Annotated in this window: 15 protein-coding genes and 2 pseudogenes; 3 read left to right on the top strand and 14 right to left on the bottom strand. The window is 63.6% G+C overall.

Going from position 1 to position 17,407, the window contains the following annotated elements; genetic code table 11:
- Window positions 1-22 precede the first annotated feature (22 nt).
- The 10 genes and pseudogenes from EJ066_RS07300 to EJ066_RS07255 form a co-directional block, all read right to left on the bottom strand.
- Window positions 23-1,649 (bottom strand): annotated as a pseudogene (locus EJ066_RS07300) (ABC transporter substrate-binding protein).
- A 223-nt stretch (window positions 1,650-1,872) separates the two neighbouring features.
- The gene (locus EJ066_RS07295) at window positions 1,873-2,844 is read right to left on the bottom strand and encodes an alpha/beta hydrolase (protein WP_126036281.1); all 972 of its coding nucleotides are present in this window, start codon (window positions 2,842-2,844) and stop codon (window positions 1,873-1,875) included.
- Window positions 2,845-2,879: 35 nt separating this feature from the next.
- Window positions 2,880-3,560: an isochorismatase family protein gene (locus EJ066_RS07290; protein WP_126036279.1), complete on the bottom strand. Its 681-nt coding sequence runs from the start codon at window positions 3,558-3,560 to the stop codon at window positions 2,880-2,882.
- Window positions 3,561-4,865, bottom strand: a complete 1,305-nt coding sequence (locus tag EJ066_RS07285; RefSeq protein WP_126036277.1) for a Xaa-Pro peptidase family protein — start codon at window positions 4,863-4,865, stop codon at window positions 3,561-3,563. It lies immediately after the preceding gene.
- Window positions 4,866-5,001: 136 nt separating this feature from the next.
- Window positions 5,002-5,979, bottom strand: a complete 978-nt coding sequence (locus tag EJ066_RS07280; protein ID WP_126036275.1) for a GlxA family transcriptional regulator — start codon at window positions 5,977-5,979, stop codon at window positions 5,002-5,004.
- 111 nt (window positions 5,980-6,090) lie between these two features.
- Window positions 6,091-7,272, bottom strand: coding sequence for a PLP-dependent aspartate aminotransferase family protein (locus EJ066_RS07275; protein ID WP_126036273.1), 1,182 nt, complete (start codon window positions 7,270-7,272; stop codon window positions 6,091-6,093).
- A pseudogene (locus EJ066_RS07270) lies at window positions 7,269-8,725 on the bottom strand (pyridoxal-phosphate dependent enzyme). Before EJ066_RS07270 ends, EJ066_RS07275 begins: the two are co-directional and overlap by 4 nt.
- A gap of 151 nt (window positions 8,726-8,876) precedes the next feature.
- Entirely contained in the window at window positions 8,877-10,226 is a 1,350-nt protein-coding gene (locus tag EJ066_RS07265) for an FAD/NAD(P)-binding protein (protein ID WP_126036268.1), read from the bottom strand.
- Window positions 10,227-10,284: 58 nt separating this feature from the next.
- The gene (locus tag EJ066_RS07260; protein ID WP_126036266.1) at window positions 10,285-10,737 is read right to left on the bottom strand and encodes an Rrf2 family transcriptional regulator; all 453 of its coding nucleotides are present in this window, start codon (window positions 10,735-10,737) and stop codon (window positions 10,285-10,287) included.
- A gap of 488 nt (window positions 10,738-11,225) precedes the next feature.
- The gene (locus tag EJ066_RS07255) at window positions 11,226-11,408 is read right to left on the bottom strand and encodes a hypothetical protein (RefSeq protein ID WP_126036264.1); all 183 of its coding nucleotides are present in this window, start codon (window positions 11,406-11,408) and stop codon (window positions 11,226-11,228) included.
- 304 nt (window positions 11,409-11,712) lie between these two features.
- Between EJ066_RS07255 and EJ066_RS07250 the strand changes: the two genes are divergently transcribed.
- From EJ066_RS07250 to EJ066_RS07240, 3 genes are all read left to right on the top strand, one after another.
- Window positions 11,713-12,072: a septal ring lytic transglycosylase RlpA family protein gene (locus tag EJ066_RS07250; RefSeq protein ID WP_126036262.1), complete on the top strand. Its 360-nt coding sequence runs from the start codon at window positions 11,713-11,715 to the stop codon at window positions 12,070-12,072.
- A 278-nt stretch (window positions 12,073-12,350) separates the two neighbouring features.
- A complete protein-coding gene (locus tag EJ066_RS07245) occupies window positions 12,351-13,628 on the top strand; it encodes a polyhydroxyalkanoate depolymerase (protein WP_126036260.1) in 1,278 nt (425 codons plus the stop codon).
- A 154-nt stretch (window positions 13,629-13,782) separates the two neighbouring features.
- On the top strand, window positions 13,783-14,400 hold the full coding sequence (locus EJ066_RS07240) for a transglutaminase-like cysteine peptidase (protein ID WP_126036258.1): 618 nt from the start codon (window positions 13,783-13,785) through the stop codon (window positions 14,398-14,400).
- Between the two features lie 47 nt (window positions 14,401-14,447).
- On the opposite strand, the gene EJ066_RS07235 is transcribed toward EJ066_RS07240, so the two are convergent.
- The 4 genes from EJ066_RS07235 to EJ066_RS07220 are packed head-to-tail and all read right to left on the bottom strand — an operon-like array spanning window position 14,448 to window position 17,214.
- Window positions 14,448-14,810: a helix-turn-helix transcriptional regulator gene (locus EJ066_RS07235; protein ID WP_126036256.1), complete on the bottom strand. Its 363-nt coding sequence runs from the start codon at window positions 14,808-14,810 to the stop codon at window positions 14,448-14,450.
- A 24-nt stretch (window positions 14,811-14,834) separates the two neighbouring features.
- The gene (locus EJ066_RS07230) at window positions 14,835-15,368 is read right to left on the bottom strand and encodes a Smr/MutS family protein (RefSeq protein WP_126036254.1); all 534 of its coding nucleotides are present in this window, start codon (window positions 15,366-15,368) and stop codon (window positions 14,835-14,837) included.
- Window positions 15,365-16,486 (bottom strand): murein transglycosylase A, encoded by a 1,122-nt coding sequence (locus EJ066_RS07225; RefSeq protein WP_126036252.1) that lies wholly within the window; start codon window positions 16,484-16,486, stop codon window positions 15,365-15,367. Before EJ066_RS07225 ends, EJ066_RS07230 begins: the two co-directional genes overlap by 4 nt.
- A gap of 23 nt (window positions 16,487-16,509) precedes the next feature.
- Window positions 16,510-17,214, bottom strand: coding sequence for a Tim44/TimA family putative adaptor protein (locus tag EJ066_RS07220; RefSeq protein ID WP_126036250.1), 705 nt, complete (start codon window positions 17,212-17,214; stop codon window positions 16,510-16,512).
- Window positions 17,215-17,407 lie beyond the last annotated feature (193 nt).

Here is a 17,407-nt window from a genome sequence, read left to right as displayed (position 1 = left end):
GCGTTCCGATCCGGCGGCAAGGCTACGCCTCGAGCCAGACCTTGTCGAAATGCTGCTCCAGCGACTGGTGCTGCTCGCAGCCGTGCACACCCTTGCGGAACGTGCGGTAGACCGAGCGCCAATAGGGTTGGATGATGATGCCGGAGTCGCGCAGATTCTGTTCGATCTTGGCCATGATCTCCTTACGGGCGCTGGCATCCGGTGTCGCCATCGCCTGGTCGAGCAACGCATCGAATTCCGGATTGGCGTAGGCGCTCTCGTTCCAGGCGGCGCTGGACTTGTAGGCCAGCGCCAGCACCTGGACGCCCAGCGGTCGGCCGAGCCATTCGGTGCAGGAGAAAGGATATTTGCTCCAGTCGTTCCAGAACGTCGCCGCCGGCAGCACGGTGCGTTTGACCTTCAGCCCGGCGTCGCGCATCTGCGCGGCGATGGCGTCGCCGGTGTTCTTCTGCCAGTCGACGTCGACGGAGATGAGATCGTATTCGTGGTCGGACTTGCCGGCCTCGGCAAGCAGGGCCTTGGCTTCGTCGACCTTGCGCGTGGCCGGCCCGATATCGGCGTATTCGGCATGCATCGGGCCGACATGATGGTTCTCGGCCGGCTTGCCCCGATCGTTCATGCCGATCTTCAGGATCGCGCCGTTGTCGACCGCGAGCTGGGCGGCGCGCCGTACTCTGACGTCGTCATAGGGCGGATTGCCGACGTTGAATCGCGCAACGATCGTCGAGCCGGTGGCGAGCTCCGAATTGCTCAGATCCATGGCGTCCGTTTGCGAAACCGCATCGGCGGCGGTTTCATGGTTGGTGTCGATCTCGCCCGATTCAAAAGCCGAAAACATGGCATTGGGATCGGAGCCGTAGTCGATCCATTGGATGCCGTCGAGGTAGAAGTCGCCTTTCCACCACGGTCTGTCCTTGCGGCGAACCTCGGCGCCGACCTCGGCGTCCCATGCCACCAGTTCGCAAGGTCCTGACGTGATCGCCAGCGCCGCCATCGTAGCTGCGGTGCATGATCAGCGCCGGATAGTCGGTCATGCCGGCGATCAGCGAAATGTCGGGCTTCGGCAAATTGAGCCGGACGGTAAAGTCATCGACACGCTCGATGCCGCCATCGACCGGTTTCTTGGTGGCGGCGTCGACCAGCACACCCATGCGCTCGGCGACCGAATTGCCGGCGACGCCGGCATCGCACCAGCGCGTGAGATTGTGGACGACATCGTCGGCGTTGAAGGTGTCGCCGTTCGACCAGGCGATGCCCTTGCGAACGTGCAGCGTGAGCACGCGAGCGTCGTCGCTGGTCTCCCAGCTCTCGAGCAGCCACGGCTCAAAGGTGAAATCGCGGTTCCAGCGCACCAGATATTCGTTGCACTGGCGAGCGATGTTGGACATCTCGACGCCGTCGAAAGTGCGCGGATCCTTCCAGCCCTTCACGTTCATGGCGACGCGCAACACGCCGCCGCGCCTCGGTTCCTCGGCCGCCCTGGCCGGGGCGGGCGCAAGGCCGCCGAGCGCCAGCGCGCCGGCGGCGCTGACGCCGAGCGCCGCCATGGTGGCGAGATATTCACGCCGGTTCATCCGGCCCTTCTTGAAGCCGTCGGCGACGGGCTCAGCCTGTGGATGCAACGCTCTGTCGGTCAACATGAACTTCATCGTCGATCCCTCCTTGTCGGTGCATGTCGCCCAAAGTGCGCAGCGGTTTTGGGACAACGACATGCACGAAAGACCAATACGCGCTCCGGCCGATCGCCAACGCGAGGGCGGATGCGATTGCCGGAGCGCCATTGCCTCAGGGATGATAGGGCGGGTGGCTGCAGGGGAGTGTTCGGACTTCCGCAGTTCTTGTGCGCTGTTCCGCGAGCGGAAGGTCCCCTTACTACGGCCAATCGCCGTTGCCGAGCGTGGCGATGGCGGCGACGATGCGGGTGAACGCTTCGCCGGCCCGGGGCACGGTTTTGCGGGCGCGCAGGAAACTGTGCACGAGGCGCGGCTCCTCGTGCCACCAGGCGCGGCCGCCGGCGGCAAGGATGCGGTCGCGATAGGCCTCGCCGTCCGATGACAGCGGATCGCATTGCGCGGTGACGACGACCGTCGGCGGCAGGCTGGAGAAATCGGTGTCGCGCAGCGGTGAGAAGGTCGGGTCGTCTGGCGACTGTGCCTTGCCGGAGCGGACCTGGCGGTAGAATTCGATGTCGGGTAACGTCAGCAGCGGTGCTTCGGCGTGCTCGACATAGGAACCGGCGCACTTGTCGCCGCCCAGCTCGGGATAGATCAGCACCTGGCCGACCGCGTGGCGAGGATGATGACGTGCCGCTTGCGCGACCGCGGCGGCAAGATTGCCGCCGGCGCTTTCGCCGCACAGCACGATCGGCAGCCCGCTTGACGCCGCCGCCCATTCGAACACCGCCAGTGCATCGTCGAAGGCGGCCGGATGCAGATGTTCGGGCGCCAGCCGGTAGTCGGCGGACAGCACTGCAAAGCCAGTGCCGGCGCAGATCTCGGCGCAGATGTCGTCATGGCTGTCGAGCCCGCCAAGCACGAAGCCGCCGCCGTGATAGTAGACGACCGTCGCTTGCGGCGCCTTGCCCGCCAGCTGGTAGTGTCGGATCGGGATCGCATGGCCGCCGGCGGCGACCGTGCCGTCGCTGGCTTCGACACCCGCGGGAGTGCCCTCGTGGAACGCCCGGCACATCGCGTCATAGATCGCCCGCTGCTTGTCGACCGGCAGGCCCATTTCGGGCGGAAACCATGCATTGACCCGGTCGATATAGGCCCAGAGCGCCGGCTCGATCAGCCTCGCGTATTTTGCCCGCTTCGTTGTCGCGGGCTGATCGACGTCAGTGGCCATCGCAATCCGGTTCCCCAAATCCCCTCTTGCGAGCGTCAGAGCTCGCCGTAGAGGCGGGCCGCGTTTTCATAGGTGAAACGCAAAGGCGCCGAGCCCACGACCTGCCATGCATCGACCGTCTCGCCTGCCATCAATCGGCACGCGCCGTCGGTGGTGGTCACGGCGCCGCCATAGAGCCGGTTGGCAAGGTTGAGGATGGCGGTCTGGTGCATCGCCGTGCTGCCGCTGCCGCACGCATCCTTGACCAGCAGCACCCGGAAACCGAGCGAGACCGCATCCCTGACGGTGGCGTCGATACAGGCCTCGGTCCACACGCCGGCAACGACCAGCCACTCGATCCCCTTGGCCTTGAGCCAGCCGGCAGCAGGGCCCGCACCGAAGGCGCTGGCCTGCGTCTTGACCAGCATCATCTCGCCGGCGACCGGCGCCACTTCCGGACAGATCGCCGTCAGCGGATCGTCCTTGTCGCTGAAGGCCGACCTGCCACTCGCATCGACCGGATGGAAGCGCCGCGCCTCCCTGGTGAGATCGACGATATAGGCCGAGTGGTAGAGCGGTACATCGTTGGCCCGCGCCGTTGCCTGCAGGCGCTGGGCGTTGGTGAGAATGTCGCCAAAACCCTCGACCAGATAGCGCTTGTCATGCCGATGCTCCTCCTGGAGGTCGACGAAGACCGCAGCCGCCGTGCCTCGCTCGATAGAGACCGGGCTCTTCATTCAAACCTGCCTGTCAAGGAAGTCGTCCTCATAGGGAAAACGCGACAGCAGCTCGGTGCCGGTCTCGGTGACCAGGATCTCGTCCTCGAGCTTGACACCCTCGCGTCCGCCTTTCTCGCCGATATAGCTCTCGACGCTGACCACCATGCCTGGCACGATATGGCCGTCGCGGCCATAGGTCTCGTAGTCCATGGCGTGCGCGATGAACGGCGTCTCGCCATGCATGCCGACGCCATGCATCACCGACGTATAGCGCTGGTCGACGAAGCGATCCGGGATCTTCCAAGCCTTCTCGGCAATCTCGCGAAACGCCATGCCGGGCTTCACGATCGAGATGTTGTGCTGAACCTGGTCGTGGGCCATGCGGTAGAGCGATTTCTGATAATCCGTCGGCTTGCCCGGCCCGCAGCGGAAGGTGCGGGAAAAATCCGAGTAATAGCCGTAGCAGCCGATCGTATCGGTATCCAGCGCCAAAAGTTCGCCCGGCCTGATCTTGCGGCCGCTCGCTTCGTTGAACCACGGGTTGGTGCGCTGGCCCGAGGTCAGCAGGCGGGTTTCGATGAACTCACCGCCCTGCCGGATCACCTCGTGATACATGATGGCGAAGAGATCGTTTTCGGACACGCCGGGCTTGATCGCCTCGCGCACCGCATAGACGGCCGCTTCGGCGCCGGCCATCGACACCTGCAGGCATTTGACTTCTTCCGGCGTCTTGACCGCGCGCACCGCCAGTATCTCGCCCTGGCAATCCCTGACCTCGCAGCCGCGCTTCTCCAGCGCCAGCGCCTGCAAATGGCCGCAGCGGTCGAGGCCGAGCTTCATCGAGCCGCCGCCATGCGCCTTGAGCAATTCGGCGATCTCGTCGGCGAAGGGGCCTGCGGTCTCGTCGTCGCGGCCCGACACCGAAGACCACACCAGCTTGGACGGACGCGCTTCGTCGATCGTGTCGAGCACCATCGAGACATGGTAGCTCTGCGGATATTCGAACAGCACAATCGGCCCCGATGCCGGGATGAAGAGATAGCGCGTCGAGTTGCGCAGGAAATAGCCGAACATGTTGCGCGAGCCGGTGGCATAGCGCTGGTTGTAGGGGTCGAACAAAACGACGCCGCCATAGCCGGCCTCGCGCATCCAGGCGCGCAGCTTGGCCAGCCGGCCTTTGCGCAGCGCATCCGCGTCGAGGAAGGACGGCTCGGTGTCGGACAGCCACATGCCGCCGGCCGGATCGGACGCGGCCGGGTGGCGCATACGGTCCTTGAAGTCGACATCCTCGGTGCTGTCGGGGTCAAAAACGACGATGCTCATGGGTACCTCCTGGAAGCCCGGAAGATGAGCCATGCCGTGCGCAGAGGCTGTGCGGAATGCCGCATATGTTGTGCTGGATGCCGCTGAGCGCTGTCCCGCCGACGTCTTGATAAGTTAAATTCCCTGCGCCGAAAATCTAATGCCTGCGCATCACCTTCGGCGCATGCCCATGCTCCTCGCGAAACGCCCGGGCAAAGCTCGACATCGAGGCAAAACCGCAGGCCAGCGCCACGTCGCGCACCATCAGCGTCGAATGCGCCAGGAGATCGGCGGCGCGCTGCAGCCTGAGGCGGCGGTAATAGCCGTTGGGCGAGATGCTGAGCTCGGAGCGGAAGTTTCGTTCGAGCTTGTCGGAGGAGACACCGAGCTTTTCCGCCAGCTCCGCCATGCCGAGCCGCTCCTCCACCGCATCCTCCATGATGGCGATGGCCGACAGCACCAGCTCGTTCTGGACGCCGGTGCGCAAGCGCAGCGGCATCAGCTTGCGGTCGACGCTGGAGCGCAGCGGGCTGTGCACGAACCATTCGGCGACGCCGGCGGCAAGCTCGGCGCCGAAATCGTTGGTGATGATCTCCAGCATCATGTCGAGGCTGCCGACGCCGCCGGCCGAGGTGAAGCGCTTGCGGTCGATGACGTAGAGATCGCGCCTGAGCTCGATGTCCGGAAACGCCTCGGCGAAGGCCGCCTGGCTGGTCCAGTGCAAGGTGCAGGCATGGCCGTCGAGCAGGCCGGCCCGCGCCAGGAAGAAGGCGGCATCCGCAACCGCGCCGATATGGGCGCCGCCGCGCAGGCTCTTGCGGATCCAGCTCACCGCGTCCTCGGCGACAAGATGATCGGCATTGCCGCCCGAACAGACGACGATGCGGTCGACCTTCGGCGCATCGCCGGCGAAAAAGCCCGGCTGGATGACGACACCGTTCGAGGCTTCGACCGGCCCTTCGGCGGCGCCGACGATGATCCAGCGATAGCACTCCCGTTTCGCCAGCACGTTGGCTGCGCGCAACGGCTCGATGACCGAACTGAACGCCATCATCGGAAAGCCGGGGAAGACCAGGATGGCGAAGGTGAGAGAGGTGTCGGCGTGGGTCGGTTGTGCGCGCTCGCGAATGGTCATGCTTTGACCGTGCCTGTCGGCAATTTCAGGGAGGGCTACAATTCCGTCAGATACGGCGCAGGTCAACGGCTATCGCCGACGTAATTCAAGTTTGCGCCACCACAGGCCCTCTCAACTGGCCAACGCCTGATCCAAATCCGCGATCAGATCATCGCCGTCCTCGATCCCGGCCGACAGGCGCACCAGCGAATCGGAAATGCCGATTTCGGCGCGCTTTTGCACAGGGATCGAGCCGTGCGTCATCAGCGCCGGGTGCTCGATCAGGCTTTCGACGCCGCCGAGGCTTTCGGCCAGCGTGAACAGTTGCGTGTGTTCGAGGAAACGCTTGGTGCCGGCAAGGTCGCGGTCGAGCTCGACCGTGATCATGCCGCCGAAGGCATGCATCTGCCGCCTGGCGATGGCGTGCTGCGGGTGGCTGGCGAGACCGGGATAGATGACGCGGCGGATGTCGGGACGGCGTTCCAGCCAGTGCGCGATCTTCTGGCCGTTCGACGAATGGCGCTCCATCCTGAGAGCAAGCGTCTTGAGGCCGCGCAGCGCCAGGAAACTGTCGAACGGCCCGGAAATGGCGCCGACAGCGTTCTGCAGGAATTTGAGCCGGTCGGCCAGATCCTTGTTGTCGCCGACCACGGCGACGCCGCCGACCATGTCGGAATGGCCATTGAGGTATTTCGTCGTCGAGTGGACTGATATGTCGATGCCGAGCTCCAGCGGCCGCTGCAGATAGGGACTGCAGAAGGTGTTGTCGGCCACCGAGATCACGCCTTTGCGCTTTGCCAGTGCCGCGACCGCTTCGAGATCGACGACACGTAGCAGCGGGTTGGTCGGCGTCTCGACCCAGAGCAGTTTGGTTTCCGGGCGGATCGCCGCCTCGACCGTGGCAAGATCGGTGAAGTCGACGAAGTCGACCTGGAGGTTGGCCGAGCGCTTGCGCACCCGCTCGAGCAGGCGGAAGGTGCCGCCATAGATGTCGTCGGTGGCGACAACATGCGCGCCGGAATCGAGCAGTTCGAAAATGGTGGCGATCGCCGCCAGCCCAGAAGCGAAGGCGAAGGCGGCTGCGCCGCTTTCGAGATCGGCCACCGCCCGCTCGAAGGCAAAGCGGGTCGGGTTCTGGCTGCGCGCATATTCGAAGCCCTTGTGCACGCCCGGGCTCTGCTGCCCGTAGGTCGAAGTGGCATAGATCGGCACCATCACCGCGCCGGTCGTCGGGTCGTGGCTCTGGCCGCCATGGATGGTGCGCGTCGAGAAGGCCAGACGGTTCCTGCCCGATACGGTTGCTTTGATGGTCATCGTGCGCGGCGCCTCAGATGGTTGATCAGGTCGATGCGGGTTATCAGGCCGATGAATTCCTCGCCGTCGAAGACGATGGCGACCTCGTTGCGGTCGAACACTGGCAGCAGCGCATCCAGCGTCTGGCTGGCCTGCAGCGTGTGCAGGGTGGAGGTCATCGCCGTGCGCACGGGGGCCTTGAAGCGGTCCCAGCGGCTGTCATAGGGGCCTTCGACATGGGCGAGGATATCGCTTTCGTCGACGATGCCGACCAGTCTGCCCTCATCCAGCACCGGCAGTTGCGAAACGTCCGAACGGCGCATGCGGCCATAGGCGTTGAGCAGGCTTTCGTCGGGGCCGACAAACACGGTGTCGCCGGTGCGGTGCGAGCGCATCACCAGATCGCGCAGATCGCCATGCTGCTCCTGCTCGGCCAAGCCTTGCTCGGCCAACCAGAAGTCGTCGAACACTTTCGACAGGTATTTGTTGCCGCTGTCGCAGACGAAGGTGACGACCCGTTTCGGCACGGTCTGCTCGCGGCAAAAGCGTAGGGCTGTCGAAAGCAGCGTGCCGGACGACGAGCCGGCGAGGATGCCTTCCCTCGACAGCAGGTCGCGCACCGCCAACATGCTCTGCTTGTCGGGGATGGAGTAGGCCTTCTTGACCAGCGACAGATCGGCATTGGGTGGGACGAAATCCTCGCCGATGCCTTCCACGGTCCAGCTTCCGGCCTCTATCATCTTGCCGGTCTTGATCAGCGGCGCGAGCACCGAGCCGACCGGATCGGCGAGAATCATCTCGGTCTTCGGCGAGACTTTGGCGAAGTAGCGGCCAAGCCCGGTCAGCGTGCCGCCGGAGCCGACACCGACGACCACCGCATCGACGTCGCCTTCGAGCTGTTGAAAGATTTCCGGCCCGGTCGTGGTTTCGTGGGCCAGCGGATTGGCCGGATTGGCGAACTGGTTGGCGTAGAAGGCGCCAGGCAATTCGGCGGCGATCTTTTCGGCCATGTCCTGATAGTATTCCGCGTGACCCTTGCCGACGTCGGAACGGGTCATGCGGACTTCCGCGCCAAGCGCGCGCAGATGCTGGATTTTTTCGCGCGACATCTTGTCGGGCACGACAAGGATGATGCGGTAGCCCTTGGGGATGCCGACCTGGGCGAGGCCGAGACCGGTGTTGCCGGCGGTCGCCTCGACGATGGTGCCGCCGCGCTTCAGCTTGCCCTGTTTTTCGGCGGCGGCGATCATCGACAGCGCGATGCGGTCCTTGATCGAACCGCCGGGATTCTGGCTTTCGAGCTTGATGAACAGCCGGCACTTGCCGATATCGAATTTGGTCAGCTCGACGACCGGCGTCTGCCCGATCAGGTCGAGGACCGATGCATAGGGCGGACGCAAGCGGGACATTGCGCTGTCCGAGGGGCCCTATCCGAGGGGGCACTGTCGGGTGCGGCGGTCTTGTGCTCGCTCATATCAGATGCTCCATGGTCAAAAGGCGAGCAACCGTCCGTGGGTGGCCAGCCTATCGTCTTTTCCAGCCGTTTGCAGTCTGAAAGAAGATAGATCGTCCCAATCCAATGGCCAGACGAGGAAAGCGATTCCAGATTGTGGCCGCCCAGGGCGTTAACCCAGCAATTGCTTGCTCAGCCTGGCGCACTGGACGCGAATGTCGGGAATGGCGTCGATCTCGAAGAAGGTGCCCCGCGTCAGCGGCCCGACCGCGAGGATCTTGGCTGATACGGTGCCGTCGCTGGCGATGAGCTCGCAGTTCGCGGTGACGTCGAGGCCAAGGCGCAGCGGATCCGGCCGGGCCAGCCCGCGATCGACCAGCGACCTCACCACACTGTTCGAGGTTGTCGAGATGTCCCTGACGATGCCGGTGCAATCGTAGATGCGGGCGATGTCGAAGGTTTCGAGACGCTGAGTGTGGCGCGACTGGACCTCAACCACGAATTTGTCGCCCGCGGCAATGTTGACGACACGCCCGGCTACAAGGCGGATACGACCGGATCGGACGGCCTCGGTGACGCGGCCATAGACCTGTGGCGCCATGCGATGGCGGTGGATATCCCACCACGCCTTGGTGTGCTCGACAAAGCGGCGCTTGGCGGAAGACGGCCAGTTTTGCCAGATCTTCTGGTTGAACGGCCGGAGACCGTCGACGACGTCGCGCCAGTCGATGCCGGCCCTCTGGTTTTCCCGGATCAGGTCGCGGAACCAGCCGACAAAATAGGAAAGCTGGGTGCCAAGCGGAATGTCGGCGACGTCAAGCTTGATCGGGTTGCCCTTGCGATGCGGCGAAGGCAACAGGCCGCGCCGCGACAAGGCGACAATCTCGCCGCGATGACCGCGCTGTTCGAGCGACAGGAAGGCATCGACCATGCTCAAGCCGGTGCCCAGGACCAGGACTCGGGCTTCGGGGTCCAGCGCGGTGTCGGCCTCCGATCCCATCCTGATCGTATGGCCCTGGCCGGCGCCCGGTTCCTCGTCATGTCCGGTCGCCAGCACGGCAAGATGGGCGACGATGCTGGTGCCGTTCGCCAGCGCCACCTCTACCCCGGACGCGGTCGGCGAGATCGACAGGCTCTCCTCGCGGATCAGACGCAGGCGTCCTGTTTCGCGGGCCTCGAGTTCGTCCAGCAGTTCCTTCAGGTAACGGGCATAGACGCTGCGCGGCGCGTAGACGGGCGCCTGCTCGGGGGGTGCCAGACCGCGTTCAAGCAGCCAGCGCCAGAAATTGCCGGGGTCGTCGGCATAAGCGCTCATACCGGCCGCGCTGACATTCAGCACATGCGCCGACAGCAGCGTAGAATAGGCGATGCCCTGTCCGAAATGCGGACGCTTCTCGATCAGCGTGACGCGGAGATCGGGATTGGGCGATTTCAACAGATGCGCGGCAAGGACGACACCGCTGGCGCCGCCGCCGACAATGATGATCGAATTCGGGATGATCGAATTTGCGCGTCCGGTCATGTGCGCACCCGCTGCCTTGGCCGCTTCGCCGACCGTTGCCGGCTCAGGGGTTGTTGGCTCAGGCCTGGATCTTCAACGCAACTGAAAAGTCGTCGCCGCTGACGATATCGCGCATCTCGGCAAGGCTGCGCTGATCCAGCACCTCGGCGATCGCTTGCCGGACCTCCAGCATCAGATGTCGGACTTGGCATGTCGCCTCGTTGCAGTCTTCGCAGCGCTGATACCGGGTGCGGCTGGCGCAGGGAATGGGGGCGAGCGGCCCGTCGAGCACGCGCACGACGTGGCCGACCTTGATCTCGTCGGCCGGCCGCGCCAAGCGATAGCCGCCCTCCTTGCCCTTGCGGCTCTGGACGAAACCCGCGTTGCGCAATTCGCCCAGAATGGCATCCAGGAATTTCTTCGGAATGTTGTTTCCAGTGGCGATATCGCCAACGAAGGCGAGCTGTCCAACCGGCAGCCGGGCGAGATGTACAAGCGCCTTGAGGCCGTATTTGCCCTTTTTCGTGAGCATAGACCGAACGTTTCTCTGTCATGCGATGGTGCAGGGGCACCGGTTGCGAAACGCCTGGCATGCGTCCCCACCGCGTCCAAGCTTACATAACACATAAATTCTAGTGACATGATATACAAGCCGGGTATCGTTGATTTTGCTTCGTTTTCAAGCCGCTGCGGCCCTTTTGACGGACGCCCTTGAGGGACATCCGAGCAGCCAGCGCGCTCGATATTGAAGGCCGATGGATGCTGCGGGCGATCGCCGCGATATGGAGCGCTCATCGTCCTCTCCAATTTCTGTAATGTCGATAAGACTACTATACTTAACTTCGAATACAGGGACCAATTTTCAAATCCTCGGCCATCCGCAGCATGATTTTGCCGAAGAAGGACGCAAAACGAGAAATGCTTGTCGGCAGCCGGCCTGCGCATTCGCCGGCCGCCCGAAAATGCGGTGAAGCACCGGCGCGGTACCCGCCGGATCAGCGCTTTATTGCAATGTGAATGTCAGTGCGCGCGGTTCGCCCAGACCAGTCCCGCCAGGCCGACCAGCGCGGTGACGATACCGATATAGAGCCATTGCGGCTGGCCGGTCATGAAGCTGCCACCGACAAGGCCGACGCCTTGCAGCGACCAGAGTGCACCGATGGCGAGCACAATCAACGCCAGCAGATTCTTGATCAATCGCATCGTCGGAATTCCTCCCCAAGTCGATCGTCAGTTGCGCCATGGCCGCGATGACAAAGCGCAAGGAAGCGTATCGAGCGCCCTCGCATCTACTTGGATAGTAAGGCCAGATCTTGCCGGAAACACCCGATGTTGGTGCGAAGGCCACCACAGATACCTCGGCATGGTCCCAACATTCCTGACAAACTGTTTCCCGCCGACTCCAAACGTGTACTGTAGTCATGGAACCGCCCGATGGTTGCCGCATTTCGTGCCACATTCGGTCCGTAACGGCTGGGGTCTGTCAAACGGAGCCATTTCCCCGCAGATGAAGAAACCAAACCAGACCGCGCTTGTCGCGGTGGCGATCGCGGCTGGCCTGATGGTCGGCGCATCCGCCTCCCCTGCCGCCGCTCAATGCGGCCGGGCCTCCTGGTACGCGCTGCACTCGAAGACCGCTTCCGGCGAGCGCATGAACCCGTCGGCATTGACCGCAGCGCACCGCACCTTGCCTTTCGGCACCAAGTTGAAGGTGACCAACCGCAACAACGGCCGCAGCGTCGTCGTGCGCATCAACGACCGCGGCCCGTTCATCAGGGGGCGCGTGATCGACCTGTCGAAGGGCGCCGCCAGGCGGCTCGGCTTCATCAGCTCGGGCCATACTTCGGTGTGCACGGCCCGCATCTGACCTGTCTCGTGTCCGGCTGTGGCCGGACACGACCTGTCTTCACATGGCAATCGCTTCAGACCGAAGCGATTGCCCGCCCGTCCCGGCACCATTCGCAGCTGCACACTGAGCCGGCTCGCGCTGTTCAAAGCGAATTTTCAACGCCTTGGACGAAAGGATAAGCATAAATCAGTTTACTTGACGTATTGCATCGCAGCAATTTGTTGTTAACGTTTCCGCGTGACATCCAGGGCACGGCGCTGCCCGTCGTCCCTTCGGTCGCAGCAGCGGGGTTCTCGATGTTCTACCAATTCTACGAATTGAACCACGCCGCCTTGCAGCCGGCACGGCTCTATGCCGACGCGACGCGGATGTTTTACAACAATCCGCTCAATCCGTTTGCGCACACGCCCTGGGGCCGCTCCGTCGCGGCAACGGCCGAATTGTTCGAGCGCATGACGCGCCGCTACAGCAAGCCGCCATTCGGCCTGACGAAGACCGTGGTCGACTGGAAAAGCGTCGATGTCACCGAAAAGACGGTGTGGTCGCGGCCCTTCTGCAATCTGCTCCGTTTCGAGCGGGCCGTTCCCGCCGGCCGCCGGCCTGATCCGAAGCTGCTGATCGTGGCGCCGATGTCCGGCCACTACGCGACGCTGTTGCGCGGCACGGTCGAGGCGATGCTGCCCCATGCCGATGTGCACATCACCGACTGGGTCGATGCCCGCATGGTGCCGCTCAGCGAGGGCAGCTTCGACCTCGACGACTATATCGACTACATTGTCGATATGCTGCATGCGCTAGGCCCCGACACCCATGTCATGGCGGTGTGCCAGCCCTCGGTGCCGGTGCTGGCGGCGGTGGCGCTGATGGAAACGCGAGGCGATCCGTTCGTTCCCTCGACGATGACGCTGATGGGCGGGCCGATCGACACCCGCCGCAATCCGACTGCGGTCAATCTTCTGGCCGAGGAAAAGGGCATCGACTGGTTCCGCGACAACGTCATCATGCAGGCGCCCTGGCCGGTGCCGGGTTTCGGCCGCGAGGTCTATCCCGGCTTCCTGCAGCTTTCCGGTTTCATGAGCATGAATCTCGACCGCCACATCATCGCCCACAAGGACTTCTTCATGCATCTGGTGAAGCATGATGGCGACAGTGCCGAGAAGCACCGCGACTTCTACGACGAATATCTGGCGGTGATGGATCTGACGGCGGAGTTTTACCTGCAGACGGTCGACACCGTGTTTGTCCGCCACGCCTTGCCCAAGGGCGAGATGATGCATCGCGGCGTACTCATCGACCCCTCGGCGATCCGCAATGTTGCCCTGTTCACGGTCGAGGGCGAGAACGACGACATTTCCGGCCTCGGCCAGACCCAGGCCGCACACGATTTGTGCGTCAATATCCCCGCGGACAGGCACGCCCACTATATGCAGCCTGCGGTCGGCCATTACGGCGTCTTCAACGGCTCGCGCTTCCGCTCCGAAATCGTGCCGCGCATCGTCGACTTCATCACCAGCTATGGCCGCCTGACCCGCGTTGCGGTGAAGCCCAAGCTGGTCCGCACCGCCAAAAAGTAGGGGGTTTGTGCCCGTCCAGTCGATCTGTTGCACAATAGCCGCTTTCCCGGCCGTCCGGGTAACCATGTCGCAAATCTGGCCCTTTGCATAATTGACACGGGCTGCAGATCGCCTTTAACCTTTCGTTAATAAAAAACAAGGGTGAGCGGGGACAATGATTTCCTCAATGTTGGCGCGAAAGCTGCGCGTGTGCGGGGTAGCCGGGCTGGTGATTTCGGGAGGCTGGGCGACGGCGGCTTCGGCGGCCGGACCAATGGCAACCGGCGGCCCGACATCGCAGCCGATCGGCCATTACGATTTCTGCAAGACCAACCCGGCCGAATGCTCGATCCACCCGGGCAATCTCGCCCCCGCCACCATGACCGGCGCGCTGTGGCGCAAGTTGCTCAGTGTCAACGCCAAGGTCAATGCCACGGTCAAGGCGATGAGCGACTATGACATTTACGGCAGGGACGAGGTCTGGGCCTATCCCGTCAAGGGCATTGGCGACTGTGAGGATTATGTCCTGGAAAAGCGCCGCGAATTGAACCGCATGGGCGTGTCCTACGCCAATCTTCTGATGACCGTCGTGCGCAAGCCCGACGGCGAGGGCCATGCAGTGCTGACGGTGCGCACAAGCAGAGGCGACTACGTCCTCGACAATCTGAACGAAAAGGTCCGCTCATGGGACCGGACCGGATACCGCTTCCTCAAGCGGCAGGCGACCGACAATACCGGCCGGTGGGTCTCGATCCGCGACGGCCAGCAGGTTCTGGTCGGCGCGGTCCAGTAGAGTTTCTGGCGAGCAGGGCAGAGGGGAACTGTCCCGCCGGCGCCCCGCTATTTGCCGAGCGCAGCGCGGATCGATGCGGTGATGCGGCGAAGCTCCGTTTCGTCGAGTTTTTCGATGTTTTCGGCCAGAAGATTGGCGAGCTCGGTGGCGGCTGGGGTGAGGCCCGACGTGTCGAGCTTTACCCTCGGGTGCGAGGCCTCGGCTAGCCGCGCGAGCTCTTCCGCATCGTCCCATATGACGTTGAAATAGCCGATGATCTTCTGGATCAACGTCCAGGTCGGCGCGCCACGGCGGCCATGCTCCAGCGCCGATAGGTAGGCGGCGCTGACGCCGATCGCCTCGGCCATGGCTTTCTGACTGACGCCACGTTCACTTCGCAGTGCGCGAAGTTTTTCACCGAACGGGGTCACAAGCGCATCCTCATGGGCGCATCCTTATGGGCGCGCGCGCCGCAGGCGGACGTAGAGCGCGCCCGAGCCGCCATGGTTGCGAGCGGCATGGTCGTGGCTGGAGACGAGCGGCCTGAATGCGGGTGTCGACAGCCAGGCCGGCACGGCGCGCCGCAAGACGCCGTCGCCGCCCGACGACGAGCCCTTGCCAGTGATGACCAGCACGTAGCGGATGCCGCCGGCATGCGCCCGGTGCAGGAAGGAAAACAGCAGCGAATAGGCTTCGTCCTGGGTCAGGCCGTGCAGGTCGACGCGGCCTTCTATCGGCAGCCGGCCCTTCGACAGCTTTTCCAGCGTCGGTTCGTCAAGCGCATGCGAAACATGTTGCGTCTTTGCCTTTGCCGCCGCAGCAGGAGCCATAGCCTGGACACGCGGCGGTGGCTTGGTCTCGTCACCGACATCCGGGCCGATGTCCCGACTACCAATGGCGGTCCTGCCCTTCAGCGGCTTGGCCGTGCGCGCCACCAGGTTCCACAGGACCCGGTCGTCCTCACTCAGCCTGTCGATGCGCCGGGTCATCGCCCCGCTCCCGAAACAAGCGGACGCGGTATCAGCGCATAGAAATCGGCGGGGTTGCGGACGACCCCGGCGATCTCGCCGGCCGCGTTTCCCGTTCCGGCGAACAGGTCGCCGCGGGCCGGCCCGGTGATGGCCGAGCCGGTATCCTGTGCGATCATCAGCCGACGGAATGGCTTTCTGTCGAAAGCGGTCAGCGACGGCCCATCGATGTAGAGCGGCGTGCCGAATGTATGGAGCAGACGATCGACAGCGATGGAGCGGCCCGGCGTCAGCGGCACCTTGGCGGCAGCGATCGGGCCAAGTTCCGGATCGTCGACCACCACCTCACGGAAGAAAATATACGAGCGGTTGCGCCATAGGATCTCGTCGATGCGATCCGGATGCGCCTTGAACCAGGCGCGAATCGACTGCATGGTCACCTTCTCTAGCGGGATCTCGCCTGTTTCACTCAGGATCCGGCCCGGCCCAGTGAAACGCTGGCCGGATTTGGCGGCATAGGTGACGCGGCAAAGCCGGCCGTCGGTCATGGTGAGCCTAGCTGCACCCTGGACGTGGATGAAGAAGGCGTCGACCTTGTCGGCGAGCCAGGCGATTTCCAGGCGCTTGCCGGCTACAGTCTTGCCAGCGAGCGCGCCGCGCTCGATCTCGCCACGGTCGAAATACTCGACCGGTCCGCCCGGTGTTTCCCGGCCGAAGGCGAGATAGGGATCCAGGCCGGGCGGCCGATTGGCGTCGTCGATGTCGACGAGATCGGCCGGGCGCGACAGCAGCGGCACTGTAAATCGTTCGGTTCGCACCGGTGAAGCATCGACCACGGGTTCATAGAAGCCGGTGACGAGGCCGGCGCCTCCGTTTTCCGGCCTTATGTGTGCCGGGACGAAATGACGCTCGAAGAAGGCGCGGGCTTGCGCCCGGTCCGTTGGCGAAACGGTGCGGGCTGCAGCGTAAGCCTCGGTGAAGGCGTTGAAGTCGATACCGAGCCCGCCGGAACGATAGGGCTTGGTCAGCACATAAAGGGCCGAGCGGCGAAAGGCGGCGAAGGCAGGGAGATGGTCATCCTCATCCCAACCGGGCAGATCGCCAAAGGACTTTTCACTGAACGCCTGAGAAAGCGACACGACAGGCCTCGCCGCCGTCCAGTTCAGTCTTCTTCTTCGGTGGCGACGAGCTTCCAGTTCGGGTCGCGCGAGCGCGTGTCGCGGGCAAAGGTCCAGACGTCCTTGACCTCGGCGACGGTTTCAGGATCGCCGTCAATGACGGCGCCGGCCTTGTCGCGCGTCGCCGAAATCAGTTCGCTGACGATGCGCAGCGTGATATGCGCCTCGCCGCCCTTCATCTCGGCGGAAACGATGTCGGCCTTGTCGATGCCGACGAAGGAAGACTGGATCTTTTCCGATTTCGCCTCGCGGTCGCCAATGGCCGCGACAAAGCCGTCATAGACCTCGCGCGACAACAGGTTCTTCAGCGTCTTGCGGTCGCCATCGGCATAGGCCATGACGATCATCTCATAGGCCATCTTGGCGCCGTCGACGAAGGTCTTCGGGTCGAATGCCGGATCATTGTCCTTGATCGTGCGCAGGCCCTTGTTGAGATCCGTGTCAGGCTTGGCGAAGGCGTCGATCGCCGCGTAGGCGTCAACTGCCGGCTCTCCCGGCGCTCGCTTGCGCGGCAGCGAGACGACGTTCTCGGATTTCTGGGCAGCGTCCTCGCGCGTCCGGCCCGCCGTATAGGGATCGAAGGGCGGACGTTCGCTGCCGGTGCGGCGGCCGAGCACATTGCGCAGCTGGAAAAAGATCACAACCGCCGCAACCAGAAAGAAAATCGTGCCGAAGTCGAAGAATCCCATATCTTCCGCCAATCAATCCCTACTCCGGCCGGACCGCCCTGCTGGCAAATAGCCGCGGTCGCATAGCGTTCAACATTCAAAGCATATAGAACGCAAGCTGCAATCATTCAAATCAAAGGCAGGCATACCTATCTAAAAGGTCCAGTGCCAGCGGCGATTGCTCGCCGGCCGGCAAAACATGGAAACGATCGGT

Origin of the sequence: Mesorhizobium sp. M9A.F.Ca.ET.002.03.1.2, assembly GCF_003952365.1 — a bacterium.
Classification (GTDB): domain Bacteria; phylum Pseudomonadota; class Alphaproteobacteria; order Rhizobiales; family Rhizobiaceae; genus Mesorhizobium.
The sequence above is the reverse complement of the archived record's forward strand: the minus strand, read 5'-3'. Positions and strand labels throughout refer to the sequence as shown.